The sequence below is a fragment of the Tsuneonella suprasediminis genome, assembly GCF_003605755.1.
GTDB lineage: Bacteria > Pseudomonadota > Alphaproteobacteria > Sphingomonadales > Sphingomonadaceae > Tsuneonella > Tsuneonella suprasediminis.
In genome coordinates this window covers 1-25,030 of the sequence record NZ_RAHJ01000016.1, presented here as the reverse complement: position 1 = coordinate 25,030, position 25,030 = coordinate 1, and the positions used below count along the sequence as shown (strand labels likewise).

The 25,030-nt window shown below is 65.1% G+C and carries 19 protein-coding genes; 15 read left to right on the top strand and 4 right to left on the bottom strand.

Translation table 11 applies throughout. The annotated features are described in order from the left end of the window. Positions 1 to 883 (top strand): IS3 family transposase (locus D6858_RS05590; RefSeq protein ID WP_120106458.1); only part of this gene is annotated, 883 nt, incomplete at its 5' end. Between the two features lie 493 nt (positions 884 to 1,376). After that, entirely contained in the window at positions 1,377 to 1,907 is a 531-nt protein-coding gene (locus D6858_RS05585) for a TonB-dependent receptor plug domain-containing protein (RefSeq protein WP_240623716.1), read from the top strand. A gap of 530 nt (positions 1,908 to 2,437) precedes the next feature. Here D6858_RS05585 and D6858_RS05580 read toward each other — a convergent pair. The 3 genes from D6858_RS05580 to D6858_RS05570 all read right to left on the bottom strand — a co-directional run bounded on the left by D6858_RS05580 (position 2,438) and on the right by D6858_RS05570 (position 6,482). Then, positions 2,438 to 3,820, bottom strand: coding sequence for an alpha-amylase family glycosyl hydrolase (locus D6858_RS05580; protein ID WP_120108082.1), 1,383 nt, complete (start codon positions 3,818 to 3,820; stop codon positions 2,438 to 2,440). After that, a complete protein-coding gene (locus D6858_RS05575; protein WP_120108079.1) occupies positions 3,817 to 5,334 on the bottom strand; it encodes an MFS transporter in 1,518 nt (505 codons plus the stop codon). Before D6858_RS05575 ends, D6858_RS05580 begins: the two co-directional genes overlap by 4 nt. A gap of 107 nt (positions 5,335 to 5,441) precedes the next feature. Further along, positions 5,442 to 6,482, bottom strand: a complete 1,041-nt coding sequence (locus tag D6858_RS05570; RefSeq protein ID WP_120108091.1) for a LacI family DNA-binding transcriptional regulator — start codon at positions 6,480 to 6,482, stop codon at positions 5,442 to 5,444. Positions 6,483 to 6,757: 275 nt separating this feature from the next. Here D6858_RS05570 and D6858_RS05565 point away from each other — a divergent pair, with 275 nt between their 5' ends. The 7 genes from D6858_RS05565 to D6858_RS05535 all read left to right on the top strand — a co-directional run bounded on the left by D6858_RS05565 (position 6,758) and on the right by D6858_RS05535 (position 18,918). Continuing rightward, a complete protein-coding gene (locus D6858_RS05565; RefSeq protein ID WP_120108076.1) occupies positions 6,758 to 9,454 on the top strand; it encodes a TonB-dependent receptor in 2,697 nt (898 codons plus the stop codon). Positions 9,455 to 9,516: 62 nt separating this feature from the next. Next, on the top strand, positions 9,517 to 11,013 hold the full coding sequence (locus D6858_RS05560) for a tryptophan halogenase family protein (RefSeq protein WP_240623715.1): 1,497 nt from the start codon (positions 9,517 to 9,519) through the stop codon (positions 11,011 to 11,013). After that, on the top strand, positions 11,013 to 12,860 hold the full coding sequence (locus D6858_RS05555) for an alpha-amylase family glycosyl hydrolase (protein WP_120108073.1): 1,848 nt from the start codon (positions 11,013 to 11,015) through the stop codon (positions 12,858 to 12,860). The genes D6858_RS05560 and D6858_RS05555 overlap by 1 nt, the downstream gene beginning before the upstream one ends. Continuing rightward, a complete protein-coding gene (locus tag D6858_RS05550; RefSeq protein WP_120108087.1) occupies positions 12,857 to 14,482 on the top strand; it encodes an alpha-amylase family glycosyl hydrolase in 1,626 nt (541 codons plus the stop codon). The genes D6858_RS05555 and D6858_RS05550 overlap by 4 nt, the downstream gene beginning before the upstream one ends. Next, positions 14,479 to 16,515: a glycoside hydrolase family 97 protein gene (locus tag D6858_RS05545; RefSeq protein WP_120108071.1), complete on the top strand. Its 2,037-nt coding sequence runs from the start codon at positions 14,479 to 14,481 to the stop codon at positions 16,513 to 16,515. The genes D6858_RS05550 and D6858_RS05545 overlap by 4 nt, the downstream gene beginning before the upstream one ends. Then, entirely contained in the window at positions 16,512 to 17,447 is a 936-nt protein-coding gene (locus D6858_RS05540) for an alpha/beta hydrolase (protein ID WP_120108068.1), read from the top strand. Before D6858_RS05545 ends, D6858_RS05540 begins: the two co-directional genes overlap by 4 nt. Further along, a complete protein-coding gene (locus D6858_RS05535; RefSeq protein WP_120108066.1) occupies positions 17,437 to 18,918 on the top strand; it encodes a tryptophan halogenase family protein in 1,482 nt (493 codons plus the stop codon). Before D6858_RS05540 ends, D6858_RS05535 begins: the two co-directional genes overlap by 11 nt. A 199-nt stretch (positions 18,919 to 19,117) precedes the next feature. Here the strand turns inward: D6858_RS05535 and D6858_RS05530 are convergent, their stop codons facing one another. Beyond that, positions 19,118 to 19,564 (bottom strand): acyl-CoA dehydrogenase family protein, encoded by a 447-nt coding sequence (locus tag D6858_RS05530; RefSeq protein ID WP_188643290.1) that lies wholly within the window; start codon positions 19,562 to 19,564, stop codon positions 19,118 to 19,120. On the opposite strand from D6858_RS05530, the gene D6858_RS05525 reads away from it, so the two are divergent. The 6 genes from D6858_RS05525 to D6858_RS05500 form a co-directional block, all read left to right on the top strand. Beyond that, entirely contained in the window at positions 19,536 to 19,727 is a 192-nt protein-coding gene (locus D6858_RS05525) for a type 2 periplasmic-binding domain-containing protein (RefSeq protein WP_240623714.1), read from the top strand. The genes D6858_RS05530 and D6858_RS05525 overlap by 29 nt on opposite strands. A gap of 122 nt (positions 19,728 to 19,849) precedes the next feature. Beyond that, on the top strand, positions 19,850 to 20,464 hold the full coding sequence (locus D6858_RS05520; RefSeq protein ID WP_120108060.1) for a TetR/AcrR family transcriptional regulator: 615 nt from the start codon (positions 19,850 to 19,852) through the stop codon (positions 20,462 to 20,464). Next, positions 20,461 to 21,930 carry a TolC family protein gene (locus tag D6858_RS05515; protein ID WP_120108058.1) on the top strand — a complete coding sequence of 490 codons (1,470 nt, stop codon included), beginning with the start codon at positions 20,461 to 20,463 and terminating at the stop codon, positions 21,928 to 21,930. The genes D6858_RS05520 and D6858_RS05515 overlap by 4 nt, the downstream gene beginning before the upstream one ends. After that, complete coding sequence (locus D6858_RS05510; protein WP_120108055.1) at positions 21,920 to 22,966, top strand: HlyD family secretion protein; 1,047 nt, start codon at positions 21,920 to 21,922, stop codon at positions 22,964 to 22,966. The genes D6858_RS05515 and D6858_RS05510 overlap by 11 nt, the downstream gene beginning before the upstream one ends. Further along, positions 22,963 to 24,114 (top strand): ABC transporter permease, encoded by a 1,152-nt coding sequence (locus D6858_RS05505; RefSeq protein ID WP_120108053.1) that lies wholly within the window; start codon positions 22,963 to 22,965, stop codon positions 24,112 to 24,114. The genes D6858_RS05510 and D6858_RS05505 overlap by 4 nt, the downstream gene beginning before the upstream one ends. Beyond that, positions 24,111 to 25,030: ABC transporter permease (locus D6858_RS05500; RefSeq protein ID WP_165859641.1), on the top strand; the 920-nt coding region annotated here is incomplete at its 3' end. The genes D6858_RS05505 and D6858_RS05500, both read left to right, overlap by 4 nt.

Genomic DNA, 25,030 nt, shown 5'->3' with positions numbered 1-25,030 from the left:
TCGGGGTGAGTATGGGGTCGAGCCGATCTGCCGGGTTCTGCCGATCGCCCCATCAACCTACCACGAGCGTGTCGCACAGCGCCGCGATCCGTCGCGCCTGTCACCACGCGCCCAGCGCGACGAAGCAATGAAGCCCGAGGTTCAGCGCGTGTTCGATGCCAACTTCAAGGTCTACGGGTATCGCAAGGTGTGGCGGCAGATGCAGCGCGAGGGCTTCGATATTGCCCGCTGCACGGTGGAACGGCTGATGCGTGAGCTGGGCCTGCAGGGCGTGATCCGGGGGAAGCCGGTGAAGACGACGATGAGCGACAAGGCAGCGCCATGTCCGCTCGATCAGGTCAACCGCCAGTTCCATGCACCGGCACCCAACATGCTGTGGGTCTCGGACTTCACCTACGTCGCGACGTGGTCCGGGTTCGTCTATGTCGCCTTCGTGATCGACGTTTACGCCCGCTATATCGTGGGCTGGCGGGTGAGCAGAACGGCGCATGCCAGCTTTGTACTCGATGCCCTGGAGCAGGCGATCCATGACCGACGGCCTGTTCACCGTGGCGGCCTGATCCACCACAGTGATCGTGGCAGCCAATATGTCTCGATCAAGTATACCGAGCGTCTTGCCGAAGCCGGGATCGAACCATCGGTCGGCAGTGTTGGCGACAGCTACGACAACGCCTTGGCCGAAACGATCAACGGCCTTTACAAGGCCGAGGTCATCCACCGCCGAGGTCCGTGGCGATCATTTGAAGCCGTGGAATACGCCACGCTCGAATGGGTCGACTGGTTCAACAACCGGCGCCTGCTCGCGCCCATCGGCAATATCCCGCCTGCCGAAGCTGAAGCACGATACTACGCCATGCTGGACGACACGCCCATGGCGGCATAATTTAAACCAAATGGCCTCCGGCAATCCCGGGGCGGTTCAAATCAATCCAATCTACATCTCGCAAGCCAGTTTATGAGTTTACCACCTAGATTCCCTTAGTGTAAGCCAACACCGGCACGTCCCGTTCCATCGATCGTGCGGGGCCAGCGGGCTTTTGCGAGCGCCAAGGCCACCACCCATTCAATCATATCATTCATCAAGCAGGCGTGCATTCGCGTGCCCGGCAAACCTGCACGGCGGGTGTCGGCGCCAACACAAAATGCGCGTCGAACAGGGAAGCAAATGACAAGAGGGAATTTTATCAAGACACGGACCGCTCTAGGCATAGGCGTAGCGCTCCTGTCGCTGACAACAGGACACGGGGCATTCGCACAAGAAGGACCGCAAACATCATCCAGAGGATGACAAACTGCCCGGCGCTAACGCTAGCCCCGCACATGGCAGCGACGAAATCATCGTCACTGCGCAAGGTCGCGAGCAGCGGCTCCAGGATGTGCCGCTCTCCGCGACCGTCGTCTCCGGCGCCTCGCTGCAGAAAGACAACATCCGCGATCTGCAGGACCTGGGCAGCCGCATCGCGAACGTTAGAATTGCCAGCGCCCCGGCCACCGAGCTGTTGAACATCCGCGGGGTGGGTTCGGGACTCAGCGCCACTTTCGAACAATCCGTTGGGACTTTTGTCGACGATGTCTATCGCGGACGCTCGCGTTCGGCCCGCGCGGCGCTGTTCGATGTCGATCACGTCGAGGTCCTCAAAGAACCGCAGACCACCTTTTTCGGCAACAACGCTATTGCCGGCGCGCTTAATATCACAACGCGCACGCCCGGCAGACAATTCGACTACAATGCCAGCATTCTACACGGCTCGGACGGCGAATATGCTTATGAAGCCGGCGTCACAGTTCCGATCGACGACACACTGAGCGCGCGCCTTGCCGCCAAGGCCTATGGCATGGACGGCTATATCGAGAATGACATCACTGGCGGCAAGGGTCCTGTCCGTCTGAGAGGCTGTAGGGCTTAGTGTTCGGTTTGGCGGCAGCAATCTGGAGTTGCGTCAGCATGATCGTGTTCCCGGTCTTTCCGGGCCCACTCGGCAGACACGCCAGCATACACAATTTGTGTATCTCTTGCTGGAATCCGATGGATCAGCCCGGACGTTTATCCGGCGATCTTCGGTCAATTTTCGCGTTAAAACCAGCTGCTTGCTGGACATCTCTGGACGCTTCCAGAGAGAACAAATGGTGCCAGAAGAGGCATCGCATTCGAGCTCTTTTCGTGTTTATTTTTAGCTGCTTATGCAATTCGGTCTAACCCAAAGGCCCGCAAAAGGCCCTCAAAACCCGTCTAATGCATTGGTTCGATGCCTTTTTCGGGACTCAGAATTGATTCTCCAGCTACAAAAACAAGCTTGATCAGCGTCCGCTTTGCGCCCTCATCTCCGCCATCGCGTCTGCGTGAGCGTTTGCCTAATAGCGGACATCCATTGCTATCGATACAGGGTACCGGTGAGCTGTTCGAGCACGAGTTTCGCCAGCAATCGCCAGTTCGCGCTCAAGAATCCGACACAAGGAGGCGAAAGCCCCAAGGCTGCAAATCGATGGTCTGGCCGCTTTTGAGCGTGACGGGCTCACCGCTGCGGAACTCCGTATAGGTACCAACCGCATGGGAGTCCGACAACTTTGCGCTGACGGGCTGGCCGGACAGGTTGAAAACCCCGACAACGCGGTTCCCGTCAACCGCGCGCACCCAAGCAAAAACATGCTTGGGCTGGTCGGTCAGCACCTGGCTCATCCGCGCGCCCCACTGACCGTTGGCGAGTGCCGGGTTCGCGCGGCGGAAGGCGATGAGGTCCCTCACCAACGGGCCGAGATCGCAGGTCGCCAGCTTAGACCAGTCGATCGGGTCCTTCTCGAAGAATTCGAGCCGCTTGGCGTTGCAGGCTTCCTGCCCGTTGTAGAGCATCGGCAGGCCTTCGCCGGTGAATGACAGCGCAAGGAAGGCGGGCAGCGCATCGCCGAAGTTCTCGTACTGAGTGCCTTCCCACGCGTTGCTGTCGTGGTTGGCGATGTAGGTCAGCCGCATCGCCTCTCGCGGCCAAGCGCTCTCGTTTTCGGCGTAGTAGCCATAAAAGGCGGTGGCATCAGACTTGCCCTTGGCGATGTCCTTGCTCGTGTGGTGCCATTCCCACGCGTAAACCGCGTCGAAGGCCTTGCGCGTCAGTTCGGACGACTTCCACTCGGCGAGCATGAAGACGGGGCGGATCGCCTCCAGCCGGGCGCGCTCCTTTTCCCAGAAATCGAGCGGGACATAGCCCGCAACGTCGGCACGGAAACCGTCGACGCCGTAGTCGCTGACCCACATCTCCATCGCCTTGCCGACGTGCTCTCGCACACCCGGCTTCGACCAGTCGAGGTCGATGACATCCGACCAATCCCACCACGGGGTCGGGCGGAAATGCCCCTGCCAGTCCTTTTCGTACCAGTCGGGATGCTGTTTCGCGAGAGGGTTGTCCCACGCAGTATGGTTGGCGACCCAATCGACGATGACGTGAAAGCCTTGCGCGTGCGCGGCGTCGACGAAGTGCTTGAAATCGGCCTTCGTGCCGAACTCGGGGTTCACGTCGTAATAGTCGCGGACCGAATAGGGGCTGCCGAGCGTGCCCTTGCGATTCTCGATCCCGATCGGGTGGATCGGCATCAGCCAGATCACGTCGACCCCGAGCGCTTTCAGTCGCGGAAGCTGCCTTTCGGCCGCCGCGAACGTGCCTTCGGGTGTGAACTGGCGGGTGTTGAGCTGGTAGAGGACCGCGTCTTTCGACCAGTCCGGGTGATGGATCGTCGAGTAGGGCTCGGGCTGCCAGACCGACACCTCGTCTTGCGCCTGCGCGACGGAGGCCAGCGTAAGAGCCGTGGCGGCGGCGAAATAGCGCTTCATCGGCTTGGGCCCTTCTGCGGTATGGCGGCGGACACGCGAGTCATCGCGAGTGCCGCGACGAGCCAGCTCGCTGCGGCGAAGAGCATTGTCCACACCGGATCGCCGGGAAACGCGTGCTTCATGATCGTCCCCATGACTGTCGCGACGAGCAGCTGCGGGATGACTATGAAGACATTGAACAGCCCCATGTAGATGCCGAGTTTCGCTTGTGGCAGGTTCGAGGCGAGGATGGCGTAGGGCATGGCGAGGATGCTCGCCCAGGCGATGCCGATGCCGACTTCGGCGAGCAGCAGCACCTGCGCATCGCGAACGAAGAAGAACATGGCAAATCCGATCGCGCCCAGCGTGAGGCAGATCGAATGCGTGGTCACTTGGCCTAACTTCCGCGAGAGCCAGGGCAGCAGCACGAGCGCGGCGACCGCGGCGACGCCGTTGTAGACCGTGAACAGCACGTTCACCCAGTTCGCGCCCTCGTTGTAAGCCGCGCTTGCGGTGTCGGTGCTGCCGAAGGCGTATTGCGTCACAACCGGCGTCGTGTTGATCCACATGATAAACAGTGCGCTCCAGCTGAAGAACTGGACCAGTGCGAGACGCTTCATCACACGTGGCATTCCCGCAAAGTCGCCGACGATCTGGGCCAGCATCCCGTTGACCTTGCCCTGCTTGGCAAGCGAGATCGCGATCGCGCTGAGCACGCCGTATCCGGCAAGAAGTCCCCCCAGCAGGTATACTTCCTTTTCGAGCGCCATCGCCTCGACCGCAAACGCGACCAGGGCACCCGCGACGATCCATGCGCAGCACGAGAGATAGCTTTTGGCCGCAAGCGCACGGACGGGTTGTTCGAGGGGCGTTCCCTCTGCGCTGCTGAACGTCGCCTGCTCTTCGGGCGAATATTCGCGCGTCGTCAGCACGGTCCACAGCACGGCGAGGAATAGAGCGGCTCCGCCCGCCCAGAAGCTCCACCGGACAGTGTCGGGCAGAGTTCCTTCGGGCGCGACGTTCGCGACGCCGAGGTTTTCGAGCAGGAACGGGAAGATTGACCCGACGACCGCGCCCGCGCCGATGAAGGCGGTCTGCACGGCATACCCGGCAGCGTGCTGGTCTGTCCGCAGCATGTCGCCGACGAAAGCGCGGAAAGGCTCCATCGAGATGTTGAGCGAAGCGTCGAGCAGCCACAGAAGTGCAGCGGCGAACAGCAGCGGTGCGCCGAAGGTCGGTGAAAGCGGCATCAGGAACAACGCAAGTGCGGCAAGCACCGCGCCAGTCAGGAAATAGGGACGGCGCCGTCCGAGCCGGCTCCATGTGCGGTCGCTCAGGTGACCGATGATCGGTTGCACCAGCAGCCCCGTCAAAGGAGCGGCGACCCACAGCGCGGGCAAATCGTCCATACTTGCGCCGAGGGTCTGGAAGACACGGCTCATGTTGCCGTTCTGCAGTGCGAAGCCGATCTGGATGCCGAAGAAACCGAAACTGATGTTCCACAGTCCGGCGAAGCCCTGGCGCGGTTTTTCCATCGCGCGACGATCCTTCCCTGTTTCGGGGCAACTCGTGTCGCCCTCGCTCGTGCCAAGGGCTGGCGGAATGCAGCCCGCTCGGCAACACACATACGAATGTGATGCCTTCAGGTGGCCGCGGTACTTTCGCGGATGACCAGCCGCGTGGGTAGTCGCGGATCGGGGCGGGGCAGGCCTTCGATGTCGGCCAGCAGCGTATCGACGAGCCGCTCGCCCGCACCCTTGATGTCCTGCATCACCGTCGTCAGCGGGGGCCGGGTCAGGCTGGCGGCGGGAATGTCGTCGAACCCGACGACCGCGACGTCTCCCGGGACGCTGCGCCCCGCTTCGGCGAGCGCGCGCATGGCACCGATGGCGATGAGATCCGACGCGGCGAAGATCGCGTCGAACTGTGCGCCCGACTGGATGAGTGTGCGGCCAGCCTCGTACCCTGCAGCCTCGCTCGTGACAGCGTCGTGTTGCAGCGTCGGATCCAGCTCGAGACCTGCTTCGCGGATTGCCGCGCCGAGCCCCTCATATCGGCTCGCAAATTCGGGGTAGTGGGTATCGGCATGACCTAGAAAGGCAATCCGGTTGCGGCCGCGCTCGATGAGGTGTTCGCCGGCGATACGACCAGCTTCCTGGTTGTCCGAGCCGACCGTACCGCCGCCGTTCGCATCCGAAGATACCGAGCCCCAGCGCGCGAAATGCGTGCCTTGACGGCGAAGTTGTTCGAGCCGCTGCTGGTACAGCGTCCAGTCTCCGTATCCCAGCAGGATCAGTCCATCGGCGCGGTGTGAATCCTGGTAGCGGACATGCCAGTCGTCCTCGAGCCTCTGGAACGAGATGAGGAGGTCGAGACCCCGGTTCGCGACGGCGCGCGTGATCGAGCCGAGCATCGCCAGGAAGAACGGATTGATCATGCTCTCGTCGGGCGTCGGGTCCTCGAAGAAAAGCAGGGCTATCGTATTCGACCGCTGCGAACGGAGCGAGCTGGCGTTCTTGTCGACGGTGTAATTTAGGTCGCGGGCGATCGCCTCGATCCGCTCGCGGGTGGCCCGGCTTACCGAACGATCCCCACGCAGCGCGCGGCTCACGGTAGGCTGCGATACGCCCGCAGCATATGCAATATCGAAACTCGTCGGCCGACCGGTGGGCTTGCGAACCATTGTATTCTCCCAGGCCGCGACAACGGCCCGCTCGTGAATCATAGGCGCGCTGGCTGGCCCTTTCAATTCGCCGAAATTTTCGTCGAGATTGTGGTTGTTTTCAAAGGACTTGCGGGACATGCGAGTCCCGCGCCGCCATCATCGTATACGTATGCCATATTCCGTTGTGGCCCGCATCGCTCGTATTTCGGCGCCAGATCGGCCGCACATTATTCGCGGTGAGACTTGGACGACCGGCGGCGTAAGACCGCCCGTCATTGGGGAGTGATGTTGAAATGGCCATCCGCTATTCCTTGCGCGCATCTGCCAGCCTGTCGGCCTTCGCGGTCGCTCTGACAGCGCTGTCGACGCCCGCTGTCGCGCAGGACGCCGCCGCAACCGACACGACCGACGCCGCGCCTGACGAGGCAAACGCGATCGTCGTTACCGGCTATCGTGCCGCTCTCCAGAGCGCGACTAACGAGAAAAAGCGCAACGAAGCGATCGTCGAATCGGTCAAGGCCGAGGATATCGGCAAACTGCCCGACAACAGCATCGGCGAGTCGATCGCCCGCCTGCCAGGCATCGCCGCGCAGCGCAGCAATGGCCGCGCGAACATCATTTCGATCCGCGGCTTCGGCCCGGACTTCTCGACCACGACCCTCAACGGCCGCGAGCAGACCACCACCAACGACAGCCGCGCGGTCGAATTCGACCAGTTTCCGTCGGAAATCCTGTCGGGCGTGAACGTCTACAAGACCTCGCAAGCCGATCACACCGCCGGCGGCCTGGTCGGTTCGGTCGACTTGCGCACCATCCGCCCGCTCGAGCAGAAGAAGCGCATCATCGCGGTCGGCGCGCGCGGCACCTACATCGACGACCAGGTGAATCCGGAAGCTGACAACAAGGGCTATCGCGTCTTCGGCACGTTCGTGGATACATTTGCCGACGACACCATGGGTATCGCACTGTCGGCCGCCTATTCGTCCGAACCTTACAGCATCCGTGACTGGAACGCCTGGGGCTATGGCGAGTACGGACCGAACGCCTACGGCATCAGCGGCGTAAAGACATGGGCGGAAAGCGAACAGCTCGACCGGCTCGGGGTGAACGGCACGTTCCAGGCGAAGCTCGGCGACCAGCTGACCTTCACTGTCGACGGCTTCTATTCGCACTTCAACAGCAAGCTCGACCAGAAGGGCTTCGAGATGCCGATCCTGTGCTGCGGATCGACCGTAGCAAGCTACCAGGCGACGCCCGTCTCAAACCCGCTGCTCGCGGGCGCCAGCATCATCACCGACGCGACCTGGACGGGTCGCCCGATCGTCGAGAACTATGCGACCGACCAGAAGAATGACACGTACTCGTTCGGCGGCAACCTGGCATGGGACAACGACAACGGCACGCGGGCGATGCTCGACGTCAGCTGGTCGCGCACCGACCGCTGGCAGGATCGCCTGGAGACGACCGCCGGCCTCGGCCGCAACCTGCCGACACCGGGCGGCACGTTCGGGTCGACCCTGACCAACCACGCGCTCGAATTCACGAGCACCTTCGACGGTTCGAATACCAACCTCGTCCTGACCGACGTCGAGGGCTGGTCGGGTGGTGACGGCATCCAGGCGGGCTACGACAAGATCCGCAAGAGCCGCGACGACCTCAAGGCCATCCGTGCCGAGATCGAACAGGACATCGGCGGCGGCTTTATCGACAGCGTCAAGGTCGGCGTCGACCACACCTATCGTTCGAAGAGCCTGACCCAGGACGAGGGCATCCTCAATCCGCCCAACGGCGCCGACTCTGCCGCGATCCCGGCCGACATCCTTCTAAAGCCGACGGTGCTCGATCGCGGTTTCGGACCGCTGATCTCCTACGATCCGCGCGTCCTCGTTCCGTCGGGCATCCTCGACTACAAGGCGCTGCCGTACGGCGCCTCGCAGGCATACGACATCTCGGAAAACGTCTGGACGCCGTTCGCTATGGCGAACCTGCGCGCCGATCTCGGCACGACGGAGCTCACCGGAAACATCGGTGTACAGGCGATCCACACCGACGTGACGTCTTCGGGGCTGACGAACCCGACGATCGAGGACAGCTACTGGATGGTGCTGCCGAGCCTGAACCTCAACTTCCGTGCGCCGGAAGACGTGGTGGTGCGCTTCGCTGCTTCCAAGCAGATGATGCGTCCGCGCCTCCCGTCGATGAACAACATCATCTCGTTCGGCTACAATCCGGCGTTCACCCCGCCGATCTACACCGGTAGCGGCGGCAACCCGCGCCTGCGTCCCTACATGGCTACCGCACTCGACCTGAGCGTCGAAAAGTATTTCGCCACGAAGGGTTACGTCGCGGTCCAGCTCTACTGGAAGCACCTCGACAAGTATATCGACCCGAGTGCGAACAACACCGAGTTCGACTATGCGGGCCTGCCCGATCCGGGCGGACTGAAGCCGTCGAGCACGGTCGGCCTGTTCAGCGGTCCGGTGAACACCAAGGGCGGCTACATCATGGGTGCGGAACTCGCCGGCACGCTGCCGTTCGAGGTCTTCACTCCCGCGCTCAGCGGCTTCGGCTTGACCGGCGGCATCAGCTACACCGACACCAAGGCGTTCGACGTCAACGGCAACCCCAGCGTGATCCCGGGCTACTCGAAGTGGGTCGGCAACCTGACTGCGTTCTTCGAGAAGGCCGGCTTCAACGTACGCGGCAGCATGCGGTACCGTTCGGGGTTCCTTGGCGACTTCTCGCTGTTCAGCGGAGGGCTCGATCGTCAGGCGGTGCTCAGCGAGACGGTCTACGATGCGCAGATCGGCTACGACTTCCAGCCCGGTTCCGCGCTCGAGGGGCTGTCGGTCTTCGTGCAGGGCCAGAACCTGACCGACGAGCGCCAGGCGACTCTGGCGCAGATCAACGGCGTGGCGATCGACAACACGTGGCTGAAGTACCAGACCTACGGCCGTCGCTTCCTCGCCGGTTTCACGTACAAGTTCTGATGAGGGCGAGGCGGGTCCGGACGTTTTGACCGGCCGGACCCGCACCGTCATGGATTTCGACCGTGAACGACAACCCACCTCTCGACATCGTTATCGCAGGCGGCGGGACTGCTGGATGGATGGCAGCGGCGACGCTGGCACGGTTCCTCGGTGACCATGCCTCGATCACGCTGGTCGAATCCGATGCCATCGGCACGGTGGGCGTGGGCGAGGCAACGATCCCTCAGATCCACAACCTGCTGGTCGGGCTGGGGATAGATCAGGCCGAGTTCGTCGACGCGACCGAGGCGACGTTCAAGCTGGGCATCGAGTTCGACGGCTGGCTGCGCGAGGGCGAAAGCTACATCCACAGCTTCGGCACGACGGGTCGCGGTGCAGGGTTGATCCCGTTCCGTCAGTTGTGGCTGCGAGGGCGAAAGATCGGCGTGGCGGAATCCTTCGGCGCGTATGGCCTGAACGTCGTCGCCGCGCGGAAGGGGCGGTTTGCGTTCGGCAAGGACGCGAACCTTCCCTACGCATTCCATTTCGATGCGAGCAAGGTGGCCGTCGTCCTGCGTCGATACGCCGAGGAACGCGGCGTAAAGCGGTACGAGGGCAAGATATCGTCCGTCACCCGTGATGCCGCGACGGGCGATATTGCCGCGCTGGTTCTCGACGGCGACCGGCGCATCGAGGGCAACCTGTTTATCGACTGCACGGGCTTCGCCAGCCTGTTGCTCGGCAAGAGCCTGGGCGTCGGGTTCGAGGACTGGTCGCACTGGCTCCCCTGCGACACCGCACTCGCGGTGCAGAGCGAGAATGTCGCGCCTCCGCCACCCTTTACGCGATCGATTGCGAGACCGGCTGGCTGGCAGTGGCGGATCCCTCTGCAGCACCGGACCGGCAATGGCCACGTGTTCTGCTCAGCCTACATGGAGCAGGACGAGGCGGCACGGGTGCTCCTCGAAAACCTAGATGGCAAGCCGCTTACCGATCCGCGCGCGATCCGGTTCACTACCGGCCATCGGCGCGAGCACTGGTCGCACAACTGCATTGCGCTGGGCCTCGCTGCCGGATTCATGGAACCTCTGGAATCTACGTCGATTCACCTCGTGCAATCCGCTCTCGCGCGGCTGCTCAACCTGCTGCCGAACGATCTCTCCAACCTGTCGACCGCGCGGTCCATGTTCAACCGGCTCTCGGGCGCCGAGTGGGAGCGCATCCGCGATTTCCTCGTCCTGCACTATGTCGCCAACGACCGGCGAGGCGAACCCTTCTGGGATCACTGCCGCCAGATCGAATTGCCCGATACGCTTGCCGAGAAGATCGCGCTGTTCGAGGAATCAGGGTTGTTCGTGCGCGAGGACGACGAACTGTTTCTCGATGACAGCTGGGGCCAAGTGATGCTGGGGCAAGGGATCGATCCGCGCGGCTATTCCCCGCTCGCGGACAACGTGCCAGGCGAGGATATCGGCCCATTCCTCGCCAGCGTCGCCAAGGCGGCGCGGGTCAAGGCAGAAGCGATGCCGACCCACGCCGAGGCGCTGCAATCGCTCGTTGGCGAAAGAGCGCGGGCATGATGGCCGCCCGTACGATGCTAGCCGCGCTGGCCTGTGCGGCCGCGCTGACCGGATGCGGGAGCGTCCAGGCGCAGGCGCCCTACGGCAATGGTGTATCCGCCAGTTTCCGCGATCGCGCCCCCGCCGATGAGGTCGTCTACTTCGTGCTGCCGGATCGGTTCGCCAACGGCGACACGGCGAATGATCGCGGGGGCTACCCCGACGAGAGGCTGGTGAGTGGGTACGACCCGACGGCAAAGGGGTTCTACCACGGCGGCGACCTGAAGGGGCTGACGGGCAAGCTCGACTATCTGCAGGACATGGGCGTCACCGCGATCTGGTTCGCGCCGATCTTCCAGAACAAGCCCGTCCAGGGACCGAAAGGCGACGAGAGCGCGGGGTACCACGGTTACTGGGTGACGGATTTCACCCGTCCCGATCCGCATTTCGGTTCGCGCGAGGAGTTCGCCGCCTTCGTCGGTGCAGCTCATGCTCGCGGGATGAAGGTCTACATGGACATCATCACCAACCACACCGCCGACGTGATCAAGTACGCCGAGGGTGATGCAAACGGGTACCGCTACCGCTCGCGCGGAGACTTCCCCTATTCGCGTAAGGGCGGCGTCGACGGCATGCCGATCAACTCCGATTTCGCTGGCGACGAGGACTCTAGCGAGACCAATTTCGCGAAGCTGGTCGATCCGTCCTATGCCTATACCCCGGTCGTTCCGGCGTCCGAGGTGCACGCGAAGAAGCCCGAATGGCTCAACGATCCGGTCTATTACCACAACCGCGGGAACAGCACGTTCACGGGCGAGGACAGCCGGTTCGGCGACTTCTCGGGACTCGACGACCTGTTCACCGAAAACCCGCGCGTGCGCGCCGGAATGACGAATATCTACGCTGCGTGGATTGATGAATTCGACATCGACGGCTTCCGGATCGACACCGCACGTCACGTCGATCCGGGATTCTGGCAGGCGTTCGTCCCCGCGATGCTCGAAAAGGCGAAGGCCAAGGGAAATCCGAACTTTGCGATCTTCGGCGAAGTCTACAAGGATGTGCCCGACAACGGCTACATCGCCCAGTACACCCGTCGCGACAAGCTGCCTGCGGTACTCGACTTCGCTTTCCAGGCGTCGATGCGGGAGGTGCTTGGGCGCGGGAAAGGCACGGCGGTGCTCGCCCAGCTCTACGACGGCGACGTGCTCTACGAAGGGGGCGAGGCTGCGGCGCGCAACCTGCCGACGTTCCTCGGCAACCACGACATGGGCCGGTTCGCGACGATGATCCGCGAAGACCGACCGGGCATCTCGCAGAACGAACTGCTGGAGCGGGTCGAGCTCGGCCACGCGATGCTGCTGACGCTGCGCGGTGCACCGGTGATCTATTACGGCGACGAGCAGGGCTTCGCCGGCGACGGCGGCGACCAGCTCGCCCGCGAAGACATGTTTCCCTCGCGCGTCCCGGAATACAATGACAACGACCTCGTCGGCACCGACGCGACGACTGCGCAGGCCAATTTTGACGAGGGCCATCCGCTATACCGGCTGATCTCGCAGCTCGCGCACCTGCGCGCCGGGCATCCCGCGCTGCGCACAGGCCGGCAGCAGGTGCGCCATTACGAGCAGGAGGCCGGCCTCTTCGCCGTCAGCCGCTTCGATCCCGCAACCGGGCGGGAATACGTCCTCGCCTTCAACACGGCAGCTACGGCGAGGACTGCCAATGTCGTCGTCGGCTATGACGCTCGGGCGTTCGAAACGTTGGCAGGCGCCTGTCCCGCCACGGTCGCCGCGCCGGGTTCGGCCGCCTTTGCGCTTCCTGCATTCGGGTGGGCCGTCTGCCGCGTCAGCGAGACCGCGCGATGAGTGCTCCCGACACCGCCCCGTCGACCCGATCGCAGACAGACGACGTGCCATGGTGGAAGGGCGCGACGATCTACCAGATCTATCCCCGCAGCTTCATGGATGCGAACGGCGACGGCATCGGCGACCTGCCGGGCATAACCAGGCGGCTCGACCATGTCGCCTCGCTCGGCGTCGATGCGATCTGGATCAGCCCTTTCTTCACCTCTCCGATGAAGGACTTCGGCTACGACGTGGCCGACTATTGCGATGTCGACCCGATCTTCGGCACGCTCGCCGACTTCGATGCGCTGGTGAAAAGGGCGCATTCGCTGGGCCTGAAAGTGCTAATCGACCAGGTCTATTCGCACACCTCGGACGAACACGCGTGGTTCGCCGACAGCCGCTCGGCCAGAACCGGTCCGAAGAACGACTGGTATGTCTGGGCGGACGCCAAGCCCGACGGGTCGCCGCCGTCGAACTGGCAGTCCGTGTTCGGGGGTCCCGCGTGGACATGGGATGCCCGGCGCGGACAGTATTACCTGCACAACTTCCTCAGCAGCCAGCCGCAGCTGAACCTCCACAACCCCTCGGTGCAGGACGCGGTGCTAGGGGTGATGCGGTTCTGGCTCGAGCGGGGCGTCGACGGCTTCCGCATCGACGCGCTGAACTTCGCGATGCACGACCCGGGCTTGCGCGACAATCCGCCCGCTCCGCCGACCGACCGGCCGCGTACCCGCCCGTTCGATTTCCAGCGCCGCGTGCACAACCAGTCGCATCCCGACATCCCGACTTTCATCGAGCGTATCCGTGCGCTGACCGACGAGTACGACGGTGTGTTCACCGTGGCCGAAGTGGGCGGGGACGAGGCCGAGGCCGAGATGAAGGCCTTCACGGCGGGCGAAGAGCACCTCAATTCCGCCTACGGGTTCAACTTCCTCTACGCTGACCGGCTCACGCCGCAGCTGGTTTGCGCGGCGCTCGCCGAGTGGCCCGACGCGCCGGGTACCGGCTGGCCGAGCTGGGCGTTCGAGAACCACGACGCGCCGCGCGCCGTCAGTCGCTGGTGGAGCGAGGCGGATCGCCCTGCCGCCGCGCGGCTGAAAGTCCTGCTGCTCGCGGCGCTGCGCGGGAACGCGATCCTCTACCAGGGGGAGGAGCTGGGCCTCGAGCAGGTCGATATTCCCTTCGAGCAGCTCCACGATCCCGAGGCGATCGCCAACTGGCCGCTGACACTCAGCCGCGACGGTGCGCGCACTCCGATGCCGTGGACGGCGGAGGCGGCGGACGCCGGTTTCGGGTCGAACGATCCGTGGCTGCCGGTGGGCGAGGCGAACGCCGCCCGCGCCGTCGACCTGCAACAGGCGGACCCCGCGTCGCTGCTCCATCACACACGCGCGATGTTGGCGCTGCGGAACGCCAATCCGGCAATCCGGCACGGCGCGGTAGCCGGCTGCCGGGCCGAGGGCGACCTGCTCGTGCTCGATCGCGCGGCCGACGGGCAGGCGGTCCGCCTGCTCGCCAATCTCGGAGGCAAGACGATACCCATGACCGACCACCAGACGCGCGGAACAGTGCTTGCCGCGATCAACGGGGCGAGCGCCGCCGAACTGCCGCCCTACGCCGCGCTGGTGATCGCACGGTGAGGTTCGCCGTCGCCGCCGCCGCGCTCGTCGCCTTCGCCGTCCCGACGCTGGCCGCCGAGACGGTCGCATCGCCCGACGGGCAGATCGTCGTCACCGTCGATGCCGATGGCGAGGGAATTCCGTTCTACGAGGTCGCGCGCGCGGGCAAGCCGCTGATCGGCAAGAGCGTGATCGCCTTCAACTTCACCGACGAGGACCCGCTGCGCCGTGGTCTCAAGATCGAAGGCGCGCCGGTGACCGCATCGGTCGACACGAAGTGGGAGCAGCCGTGGGGCGAGCGCCGCTTCGTCGCGGACAGGCACAACGAGCTGGCCGTCACCTTCGTCCATCCCGCGACCGACCGCCGCTTCACCGTGCGCTTCCGCGTGTTCGACGACGGCTTCGGCTTCCGCAGCGAATTCCCCGACCGGCCCGGCCATCCGAAGACCAGCATCGCGGAAGAGCTGACCGAGTTCGACATCGTGCCCAAGGGCACTGCGTGGTGGATCCAGGCGGGCGACTTCAACCGCTACGAACAGATCTACCAGAAGACCCCGATCGATGCCGTCTCGATGGCGCACACCCCGATGACGATCCGGCTCGATGACGGGACGCACCTGTCGTTCCACGAAGCCGCGCTGGTCGATTATTCGGGCATGTGGCTGCAGCGGCTGACCGGCCAGCGCTTCCGTGCCACGCTCGCCCCGTCGAGCCGCGGGGCGAAGGTCGTACGCACCGGCGCGTTCACCACCCCCTGGCGCTCGGTCCGCATCGCGCCCAGCGCGGCCGGCCTGGTCGAGAGCAACCTCGAACTCAATCTCAACGAGCCCAACAAGCTGGGCGACGTCAGCTGGTTCAAGCCCGCCAAGTACGTCGGCATCTGGTGGGGCATGATCAGCGGCAAATGGAGCTGGGCGCAGGGGCCCAACCACGGCGCCACTACCGAGCGAACCAAGCAATACATCGACTTCGCGGCGAAGAACGGCTTCCGCGGCGTGCTGGTCGAGGGCTGGGACTATGGCTGGGACGGCAACTGGTTCGGCAACGGGCGCGAATTCAGCTTCACCAGGCCCTACCCCGATTTCGACCTGCCCGCGCTCGCCGCCTATGCGAAGAAAAAGGGCGTGCACCTGATCGGCCACAACGAGACCGGCGGCAATATCGCGGTCTACGAGGCGCAGCTCGCCGATGCGATGAAGCAGAACGCGCAGTACGGTATCGACGTGGTCAAGACCGGCTACGTCGCCGATGCAGGCGGTATCATCAGCTGCAACGCCGATATCGCCGACCCGTGCGCGGGGCAGGTGATGGAGTGGCATGACGGCCAGCGGCAGGTGCAGCACCACCTGCGCGTGGTCGAGGAAGCGGCGAAGAACCACGTCGCGATCAACCCGCACGAGCCGGTCAAGGATACCGGCCTGCGCCGGACCTATCCCAACTGGGTCGCCCGTGAAGGCGCGCGCGGGCAGGAATACAATGCCTGGGCGCCGTTCAACAATCCGCCGAGCCACGAACCTACGCTCGTCTACACCCGCATGCTCTCCGGGCCGATGGACTACACCCCCGGCGTCCTCAGCGTGACCGGCGGCAACGGCGTGCCGATGGCGAGCACGGTGGCCAAGCAGCTCGGCCTCTACCTCGCGATCTACTCGCCGATCCAGATGGCGGCGGATTTCGTCGAAAGCCTCGAGGCGCATCCGAAGGAGCTCGCCTTCATCAAGGCTGTGCCCGCCGACTGGGCGGAGAGCCACCTCGTCGCGGGCGCGGTCGGCGAATACGCGATCTTCGCGCGCAAGGACCGCAACTCTCCCGACTGGTATGTCGGCGGCATCAACGATGCTACGGCCCGCGAAGTGACCGTGACGTTCGATTTCCTCGACCCCGGCAAGGCGTACACCGCGACCATCTGGAAGGACGGCGAAGGCGCGACCTACGAGACCGACGCGCGGCACAACATCGCCTACGACACCAGGACCGTGAAGAAGGGCGACGTGCTGACGCTTTGGCTCGCCCCCGGCGGCGGCGCGGCGGTGCGCCTGCACCCGGCTAAGTGACGTTCCGGCGGCTATTCGCCGCGGCTTTCGCGCTGTTGGTTGCCGCCTGCGCGACTGTGCCGAAGTTACCTCTGGCGGGGCCCGAACTGATCGAATGGGGTCCGCTCGCGGCGGCCGATTTACCCGATCAACGGGTGACCATCTGGCTGCCGCCCGAGTATTCGAAACGCCCCGCCGCACGCTTTCCGGTGCTCTACATGTGGGACGGCCAGAACCTGTTCACCCCCGCGCGCACGCAATACGGCAAAGCGTGGATGGTCCACCAGGTGCTCGACGGGGTGGTCGCCGATCGCTCGGCAGAGCCGCATATCGTGGTGGGGGTCCACTCACCACCAGGAGCCGACCGCTACCGGGTATACCTCCCGCAGAAAGTCGCCGATCGGACGAGCGGCAAAGTGCGTGCCGCCTTCGAAAGTCAGGCGGGCGGACCGTTCGCCGCCGATCGGCAGCTTGCCTGGGTCGCCGACGTCCTGAAGCCGCGCATCGACATGACCTACCGGACCCGCCCGGATGCCGACGAGACGACGGTCGTCGGCGCGAGCATGGGCGGGCTGATGGCGTGCTACGCCGCGATTGAGCGACCGGAGGTTTTCGGCCGCGCGGGATGCGTCAGTGTTCCGTTCGCACCGCTCGATCCCGCGCTCGCAGATGCCAACGGGGATGCGATCGCCTCCGCCTGGTCGACGTATCTTGGCGAACACTTGGGTTCGCCGGATGGACGGCGCATCTGGATGGACCACGGCATGGTCGGCATGGATGCCGCGTTCGGTCCTTGGCAGGACAAGGTGGCGGGCGACTTTGCCGCAGCCGGCTGGCGCGACGGCGCCGACTACACCGCGCGTGCCTTCCCCGGCGCCGAGCACGACGAGAACTTCTGGCGCGCGCGCTTGCCCGAAATACTGCGCTGGTTATGGCGACCCGATGAGCGATAACGGCAAGCCTCCCCGCGTAGTCGTCCTCGGCGGCGGCAGCGCGGGCTGGATCACCGCGTGCCTCCTCCACAAGCAGTGGGCCGAGCGGGGCGGCAGCGTCACGCTGGTCGAAAGTCCAGAGATCGGGATTATCGGCGTCGGCGAGGGATCGACCCCGCAACTGAAGGCCCTCTGGGACCACCTCGGCATCGATGAAGCGGCGTTCATGACCGCCTGCGACGCGACCTACAAGCTCGGCATTCGCTTCACCGGCTGGAGCGAACGCCCCGGTTTCGAGAGCTACTTCCATCCGTTCCCCAGCCCCGTCGACCTGCATACCGAGGGCGCGTATTTCGCGGCCTGCGCGCTTGCTCGCCGCGGCGTCGACCTGCCGGTGCGGCCAGACCGGTGGTTTCTTGCCGCGCGTCTCGCCGGGGCGCGCAAGGGTCCGCATCCAACGCCGAATTTCCCTTTCCCGCCGACCTACGGCTATCATTTCGACGCCTACAAGCTCGGCGCCTTCCTGCGCGACTGGGCGGTGCCGCGTGGGGTCGTGCACCGCACGGCAAAGGTTGGAGAGGTCGAGCTATCGGCGGACGGCGATGTCGCCGCCCTCCTCACGGAAAATGGCGAACGGATCGAGGGCGACCTGTTCGTCGACTGCTCGGGCTTCGCAGGCGTGATCGGCCAGCGCGCGCTCGGTGTCCGGTTCACTCCCTTCGCTGAAAACCTGTTTAACGACCGCGCCGTCGTCATGCCGACCGCGCATGCGAAACCCTATCGTCAGCAGACCGACGCGATCGCGATGTCGGCGGGCTGGCGCTGGTCGATCCCCCTGACCACCAGGGTCGGCAACGGCTACGTTTATTCGAGCGCCCACATCTCGGATGAGGATGCCGAGGCTGAGCTCCGCACCGCCTGCAACAGCGAAGCGGATGCGCGCGTCCTGCGTATGAAAGTGGGTCGGGTGGAAGAGACCTGGCATTGCAACTGCCTGTCGGCGGGGTTGGCGCAGGGCTTCATTGAGCCGCTCGAGGCGACCGCCCTCCACATCGTGATCTCCACGGCTCTCGACTTCGTCGACGCCTTCGAGGCCGGCGGCTTCACGCCCATGCACCGCGCCCGCTTCAACGCCAAGACCGCCGCCCGATACGAGGGTATCCGCGACTATATCGTCGCCCACTACCGCATGAACCAGCGCACCGACACAGCCTACTGGCGCGACAATCGAGCCAACCAGGCTCTCTCCGACAATCTGAAGGCGATGATTACGGCGTGGTTCACGCAAGGCGACGTCGGTCGGACGAATGCAACGACTTATGGCGAACCGGCATACTCGGCAATGAGTTGGCACGCCCTGTTCGCAGGCTATGGCGGCTTCCCTGACGCAACGAAGATGGCGCCCGCACCGTCCTCCATGTTTGGTGCATTCGCGCGTGTTGACGATCTGCTGTCGGCAAGTGAAACCAATTTCGAGCGCGTTTCTACCTAGGGCAAGATCTGGATAGACCTGAGCACTCAGCCAAGGCGCCTCGCAACGGCGGCTGTACTTCCTAACGATCCCAAAATCAGACTGTCAGCATCCGGCCCATTTGCTGACCTACGGATAGTAAGCCGAACCTATACGTAGATGGCCGCTATAGGGAGGGCGCGGACGGCGGAGCAAGATGAGCGTGTCAACCAGCGGCGAACTATATTCCTTTGCCCGTTCCCACCTGGTTGAACGGGACATCCTTATCGACGCGTATCTCACCGGGCAGGCCGAGCACGCGCTCGGCAATGATGTTCTTGAGGATTTCGTCAGTGCCGCCGGCGATGCGCAGTCCCGCCGCGCCAAAATAGCTGCCCTGGAAGCGAGCCAGTTCAGGTACTGTGTCCTCGCCGGTGACGATCCCAGCGCTCTCGGCCAAATCGCTGGCGAAGCGGCCCATTTCCTGCATCGTCTGCGCGACGACGATCTTCGAGATAGAGCTTTCGGGGCCCGGCGTGCGACCGCTGGATAGCGCACTCAGCGTGCGCATGCGGGTGAGCGCGATTCCCTGGTCGGCGATATAGGCGCGAGCTATCCGCTCGCGCACGTGGCGCTGCTCCAGCGCGCTGCCTTCGCCGATGTCGATCGCCTTCGCCAGCGTGATCATCTCCTGCATCCCCGGCGCGCTCGACGGCTTGCCCGTCGAGATGGCCTGGCACGTCCGTTACCGCCACGATCCCGCCCACCGCTGGCTACGGGCGCTGATCGGCGAAGTCATCACTGACTTCAAGGACAAGCCGGCAGCAACAGCCATGACGTCGCCAACGTGATGGACTTCATTCGGCCGGCCGACGCCGGTTGAACTTCACAAACATTCCTTAAGGTTGACGTTCCGCACGGCATCTGAAAAACGAAAGCTTGAAATATCAGTTGATATCTGTATTTGCGCGCAATGGCCGCTGCCAAACCTCTCCGGCGCGAATACTCGCAGGCGGCAACGCGAACGGCGCTGCTCGAAGCGGCCGAGACGCTGATCCTTGAAAGTTCGATGCCGGGTCTGTCTCTGCGAGCGGTCTGCACTCGTGCCGGATTCACCCAGGGTGCGTTCTATTCCAATTTCGCGTCGCGTGAGGATCTGCTGCTGGCGGTAATGGAGCGCAATCTGGAGGAGCGGGTCCGCACCTTCGGCGAAATGACGCTCGATTATCGCGCGATGACATTCGACCAGACCATGGCCCGGATCGGCGAGTGGCTGGCAACCGTTTCCGACCGCCGCGAATGGGCGCAGATGGCCATCGAGCTGCGGCTGGAGGCGGTGCGCAACCCGGCGCTTGCCCACGCGATAGCCGTTGCCGAGCAGCGGATCGATGGGCTGTTTGCCGAACGGATCGACGATCTGGTGGCGCATTTCGGACTGACCCCGCGGTTCCGCTCGACCGAAATCGTCGAGACGCTGCTGGTCCTGTGGCGCGACCTGGCGCTCCGTGATGACGACGACAACACGAGCCTTCCGGTGGCCGATATTTTCATCACCTGTATGCGCGCGATGCTGGGCCGGCCGGAATGAAGCGCACTCTGCCTCTGGCGCCGGCCCTGCTGCTGGCGATCGCCGCCAGCCCGGCGCTGGCGCAAGCCACGCTCGATTACCGCGCCGCAGAAATGGCGATGCAGGCGACTCCGGCCGGGGGCGCCGCGGCGGAGGCGGACGTGCGCGCGGCCGAACACCAGGCGAAGGCGGTCGAGCATCTCTATCGCCCCACGATCACCGCCTCGGCATCGGTCATAGCCTACGAGAAATCGCTGAGCCTTGACCTCACAGAGCCCAAGGAGCAGTTCCTGGGCGATGCCCAGAGCTATCTCGGCGGGCTGCCGGGGCAGTATCCGCCAGTCTATGCCGATATCGTCGCGCTGATCGCGGGGCGGATCGGCCAGGCCCTGCCCGGCCTGCTCGCGCCGATCCCCGATCAGTACGACTATACCCAGCGAGACGTGGTGGTGCGGCCGAATGTCGCCGCGATCATGCCGCTGTACACCGGCGGCGCGCTGGAGGCGGTGAGCGACGCGGCCAAGGCACAGGTCACGCTGGCGCAGGGCGGGCGCGAACTGGCGCGCGGGGCGGACAGCGTGCGGCTGGCCGAAGTGTATTTTGGCGCCCAACTCGCCCGCCAGCTCGAGGTGTCGAGCCGGCAGACGCTGACCTCCGCCGAACAGCACCTGGGCAATGTCCGCGCGATGGAGCGCGAAGGGGTTGTGCCGCATTCACTCACGCTGGAAGCGGTTGTAGCTCGCGATGCCGCAAAGCGAGCAAACGATCGGGCGCGGCGCGATGCCGACATGGCCCAACTGGCGCTCGCCCGCATCACCGGCACGGCCAACCCCGCGCCATCCACCCCGCTATTCGTCAATACGACGCCGCTGCCGCCGCTGACGGCGTGGACGGGCGATGTCCCGCGCAATGGGCAGATCGCCATGGCCGAAGGCGCCGAACAGCTGGCCGCCGCCGGAGAACGCGCCGCGCGGGCGACCATGCGGCCTTCGGTCTATGCCTTCGGATCGGTCAACGCCGTGCGCAAGCAGTCGCTGCCCGTCGATCCCGACTGGATCGTCGGGGCGACGGTGCGAATCCCGCTGGTTTCGGCGGTCAACCGCCGCGAGCTTGTCGCCGCAGCGCAGGCCCGTCGCGAGGCGGCTCGTCTGCGCGCGGCCGACGCCCGCACCCGCACCGAGGGCGAGATCGAGAAGACCTGGCTGATGGCCGACAACGCCCGGCGCGCCTTTGCCTCGATCGCCAGCAGCGTGGCCGCGGCGGAGGAAAACCTGCGCGTCAAGCAGATCGGCTTCCGCGAAGGCGTCGGGACCGCGGCAGAAGTGACCGACGCCCAGACCGCGCTTGGCCTTGCCCGTGCCCAGCGCGCAACGGCGGCTTACGAATACAACCTTTCGCTTGCCGCGCTGCTCGCCGCCAGCGGGCAAAGCGAACGCTTCGTCGATTACGCCGAAGCGCCCGACAGGCAGACCGTCGATGACCGATAACACCGATCCTGCACCCGCCGAAGCGGCGCCGGAACCGTACGATGCGGCGCCGGAAACAGGTCGCCGCGCGAACTGGCTGCTGTGGGCGCTGCCCGTGCTCGGACTGCTGGCGCTGGCCGGCATCTGGTATTCCTCGCGGCCCCTACCGGTGCCGCTCCAGGGCACGGTCGAGGCGACCGAGGTCAACGTCGCGACCAAGATGTTGGCCCGGGTTGAAGAGGTGGCGGTGGCCGAAGGGGCTGAGGTCGGCGCTGGCCAGCACCTGGCGACCCTCTCCAGCCCGGGGATCGATGCGCTGGTGAGCCAGAGCGAGGCCAACCTGGACAGCGCCCGCGCGCTGGACGCCATCGCCAACCAGGGTGCCCGGCCGGAAGACATCGCATCGCTTCAGGGCATCGCGGCATCCACCCGCGCCGCCGCCAAGCTCGCAGCCGTCACCGCCGGGCGCATGAACCGCCTCTACGCGCAAGGGGTCATCTCCGCCCAGCGGCGTGACGAGGCCGCCGCGGCCAACGTGGCCGCGCGCGCCAACGCGGCAGCGGCGGAGGCGCAGTATCGCAAGGCAATGGCCGGGACGCGGGGCGAAACCCGCGCCGTGTCGGACGCGCAGGCTGTTGCCGCCGAAGCGCGCAACCGCGCCGCGCGCCAGATTGCCGCCGACACGAAGGTCACAGCGCCAATCGCTGGAGAGATCAGCCGCCGCCTGATTGAACCAGGCGAAGTCGTGGCGCCTGGCGTGCCGCTGTTCCAGATCGTCGACCTGGCGCATCCCCGCGTGACCCTGCGCATTTCCGAGAAAGACTATGCGGGCATGGCCCAAGGCCGGGTGCTGACCGGCACCGTCCCCGCGCTCGGCAACAAGGCGGTGCGCCTCCGCGTGACGGCGATTTCCGCGCAGGCCGGCTTCACCAGCGAAAAGGCGACCCGTCAGAATGCCGGGTTCGACGCGCGCAGTTTCGAGATCAAGCTGGAACCGGCCGAGCGGGTCGAAGGCTTGCGGCCGGGCATGAGCGTGCTGTTCGACTGGCCTCAGTGACAGCGCCCTCGGCTCTCGCGCGGCTGGGCGGCTCGGCGCTGCGCGAAGCGGGCTTCATCGCCGGCAGCCGCGTGATGTTGCTGGCGCTGGTGGTCGTGCCGTTCTGCGCGATTGCGATCATCGCCGCGATGCTTTCGCAAGGGGCGCTGCAGGCCCTCCCCGTCGGGGTGGTGGACAATGCCCGCACCAGCGAAAGCCAGGCGCTCGTCCGATTGGTGTCGGGCCGTCCCGAGGTGCGGATCGCCGCCCAGCCGGTGAGTGACGCGGCGGCCGAAGCGGCGATGCGGCGCGGGCAGATCTGGGCCTTCGTCTCGATCCCCCACGGCTTCGGCCAACCCCGCGCGGCGGACGAGCCGATCCGCCTGTACTACAACGCCGCCTACCGCAGCGTGGGTTCTACCGTCGAGCGCAGCCTGGCGACCGCGCTGCGCGGATCGATCATCGCCGGGATCGAGGACAACGCGTGGCGCGCCGGGGTGCTGTCGGACCGGGCTGCGATCCCGCAGGTGCAGATCTCGGTGCTGTTCAATCCGGAAGCGAGCTTCGAGTGGTACCTGCAGGCGCTTATTCAGCCGGCCATGCTGCACCTGCTGGCGGCTTGCGTCGGGGTTTACGCGATGGCGCGCGAGCTCGGCGGGCCCGATGGCCGCTTGCTCGACGCATGGCGCGCAGAGACGGGTGGCGGGGCGGCGGCGCTGACGGGAAAGCTGGTGCCGTACCTAACAGTCCTTAGCTTCTGGGGAGCGGTGTGGATGGTCTGGCTGGTGGGCTTCAAGGGGTGGCGGATGGAAGGATCGCTGCTGGCGACCTTTGCCGCCCAGCTCGCCCTGATCGCCGCGTCGCTGGCGCTGTCGTTCGGCTTCGTTGCGGGCGCGCGGCGTGACGTCTTCGGCTATTCGCTGAGCGCGCTCTATGCCGGGTCGGCGCTGGCCTATTCGGGCGGCTCGCTGCCGATCGAGGGCGCGCCGACAGTGGCGCGGTTCTGGCATCAAGTGCTGCCGTTCACCCACTACCTGACCGCGCAAATGGACCAGTTCCTTGGCGCGCCCGCGCGCCAGGCCTGGGGCGCGGCGCTGCTGCTCACGGGCTACGCGGCGGCGGGCCTCGCGCTTGCGACATGGCTGGGCGGGAGGAAATCGCCGGCATGAGCCTGCGCGCCGCCTTCCTCGACACGCTGCGCCAGCTTGGCTGCAACACCGATGCGCTGATGCTGATAGTGGTCGCAGCGCTGTTCTACGGCTTCTACTATCCCGCGCCTTACAGCCAAGGCCATGCGCAGGACGTGCGGCTGGCAGTGGTGAACGAGGCGCGCACCCCGCTCAGCCGACAGCTCGTCGATCTGATCGAGGCCAGCCCGCTGGCCGAGGTCGCCGCCCGGCCCGCCAACCTAGCCGAGGCGCGCACCCTGCTGGTAGAGCGAAAGGTCGATGGCGTGCTGCTGCTGCCTGACCGAGCACTGGATGACGCCCTGCGCGGCCAGGACAGTGGCATAGCGCTGTGGATCAACGGAACCTACCTCGTGCGAACCAAAGCTTTGGGCCAGGCGATCCAGGGGGCCATCGTCAACACGCTCAACAACGAGGCGAAAGGACGGCTCGGGGTTAGTATCGAAATTACCGATCCCGTCGAGTCGCAACCGCTGTTCAACCCCAATCTGGAATACGGCGCCTATATCTTTCCCGCCGTTGCACCGGTGATCCTCCAGCAGACCATGCTGTTTGGTACCGCCGTGCTATTCGCCGGGCGCAGGCGGCGCGGATGGAACGAACTGGGTGGCCAATGGCTGGCGCTGAGCCTCGTGTCGTTCGTGCTCACGCTGACCTATTTCGGCTGGTTCTTCGCTGCGCAGGATATCCCGCGCCAAGCCGGAATCGGCGCCCTGCTGATCGTCGCGCTGTTTGCGGCAGGAGCCATCGCCGCCTTCTCGCTGTTCGCCGCCCGGCTGTTCCCCAACGCGCGCGCCGCGCTGCTGTTGCTAATCCCCACCTCGCTACCGATCTTTTTCCTCTCGGGCGCGACCTGGCCGCGCGAGGCGATGCCGGGCTGGGTCTCGGCGCTGGGCGC

Excerpts from the sequence above, each read along its gene's own strand:
- D6858_RS05535 (WP_120108066.1), top strand. The coding sequence starts at position 17,437 with ATGAGCGATAACGGCAAGCCTCCCCGCGTAGTCGTCCTCGGCGGCGGC.
- D6858_RS05510 (WP_120108055.1), top strand. The coding sequence starts at position 21,920 with ATGACCGATAACACCGATCCTGCACCCGCCGAAGCGGCGCCGGAACCG.
- D6858_RS05570 (WP_120108091.1), bottom strand. The coding sequence starts at position 6,482 with ATGGTTCGCAAGCCCACCGGTCGGCCGACGAGTTTCGATATTGCATAT.
- D6858_RS05575 (WP_120108079.1), bottom strand. The coding sequence starts at position 5,334 with ATGGAAAAACCGCGCCAGGGCTTCGCCGGACTGTGGAACATCAGTTTC.
- D6858_RS05525 (WP_240623714.1), top strand. The coding sequence starts at position 19,536 with ATGTCGATCGCCTTCGCCAGCGTGATCATCTCCTGCATCCCCGGCGCG.
- D6858_RS05550 (WP_120108087.1), top strand. The coding sequence starts at position 12,857 with ATGAGTGCTCCCGACACCGCCCCGTCGACCCGATCGCAGACAGACGAC.
- D6858_RS05580 (WP_120108082.1), bottom strand. The coding sequence starts at position 3,820 with ATGAAGCGCTATTTCGCCGCCGCCACGGCTCTTACGCTGGCCTCCGTC.
- D6858_RS05515 (WP_120108058.1), top strand. The coding sequence starts at position 20,461 with ATGAAGCGCACTCTGCCTCTGGCGCCGGCCCTGCTGCTGGCGATCGCC.
- D6858_RS05520 (WP_120108060.1), top strand. The coding sequence starts at position 19,850 with ATGGCCGCTGCCAAACCTCTCCGGCGCGAATACTCGCAGGCGGCAACG.
- D6858_RS05555 (WP_120108073.1), top strand. The coding sequence starts at position 11,013 with ATGGCCGCCCGTACGATGCTAGCCGCGCTGGCCTGTGCGGCCGCGCTG.
- D6858_RS05530 (WP_188643290.1), bottom strand. The coding sequence starts at position 19,564 with ATGATCACGCTGGCGAAGGCGATCGACATCGGCGAAGGCAGCGCGCTG.
- D6858_RS05565 (WP_120108076.1), top strand. The coding sequence starts at position 6,758 with ATGGCCATCCGCTATTCCTTGCGCGCATCTGCCAGCCTGTCGGCCTTC.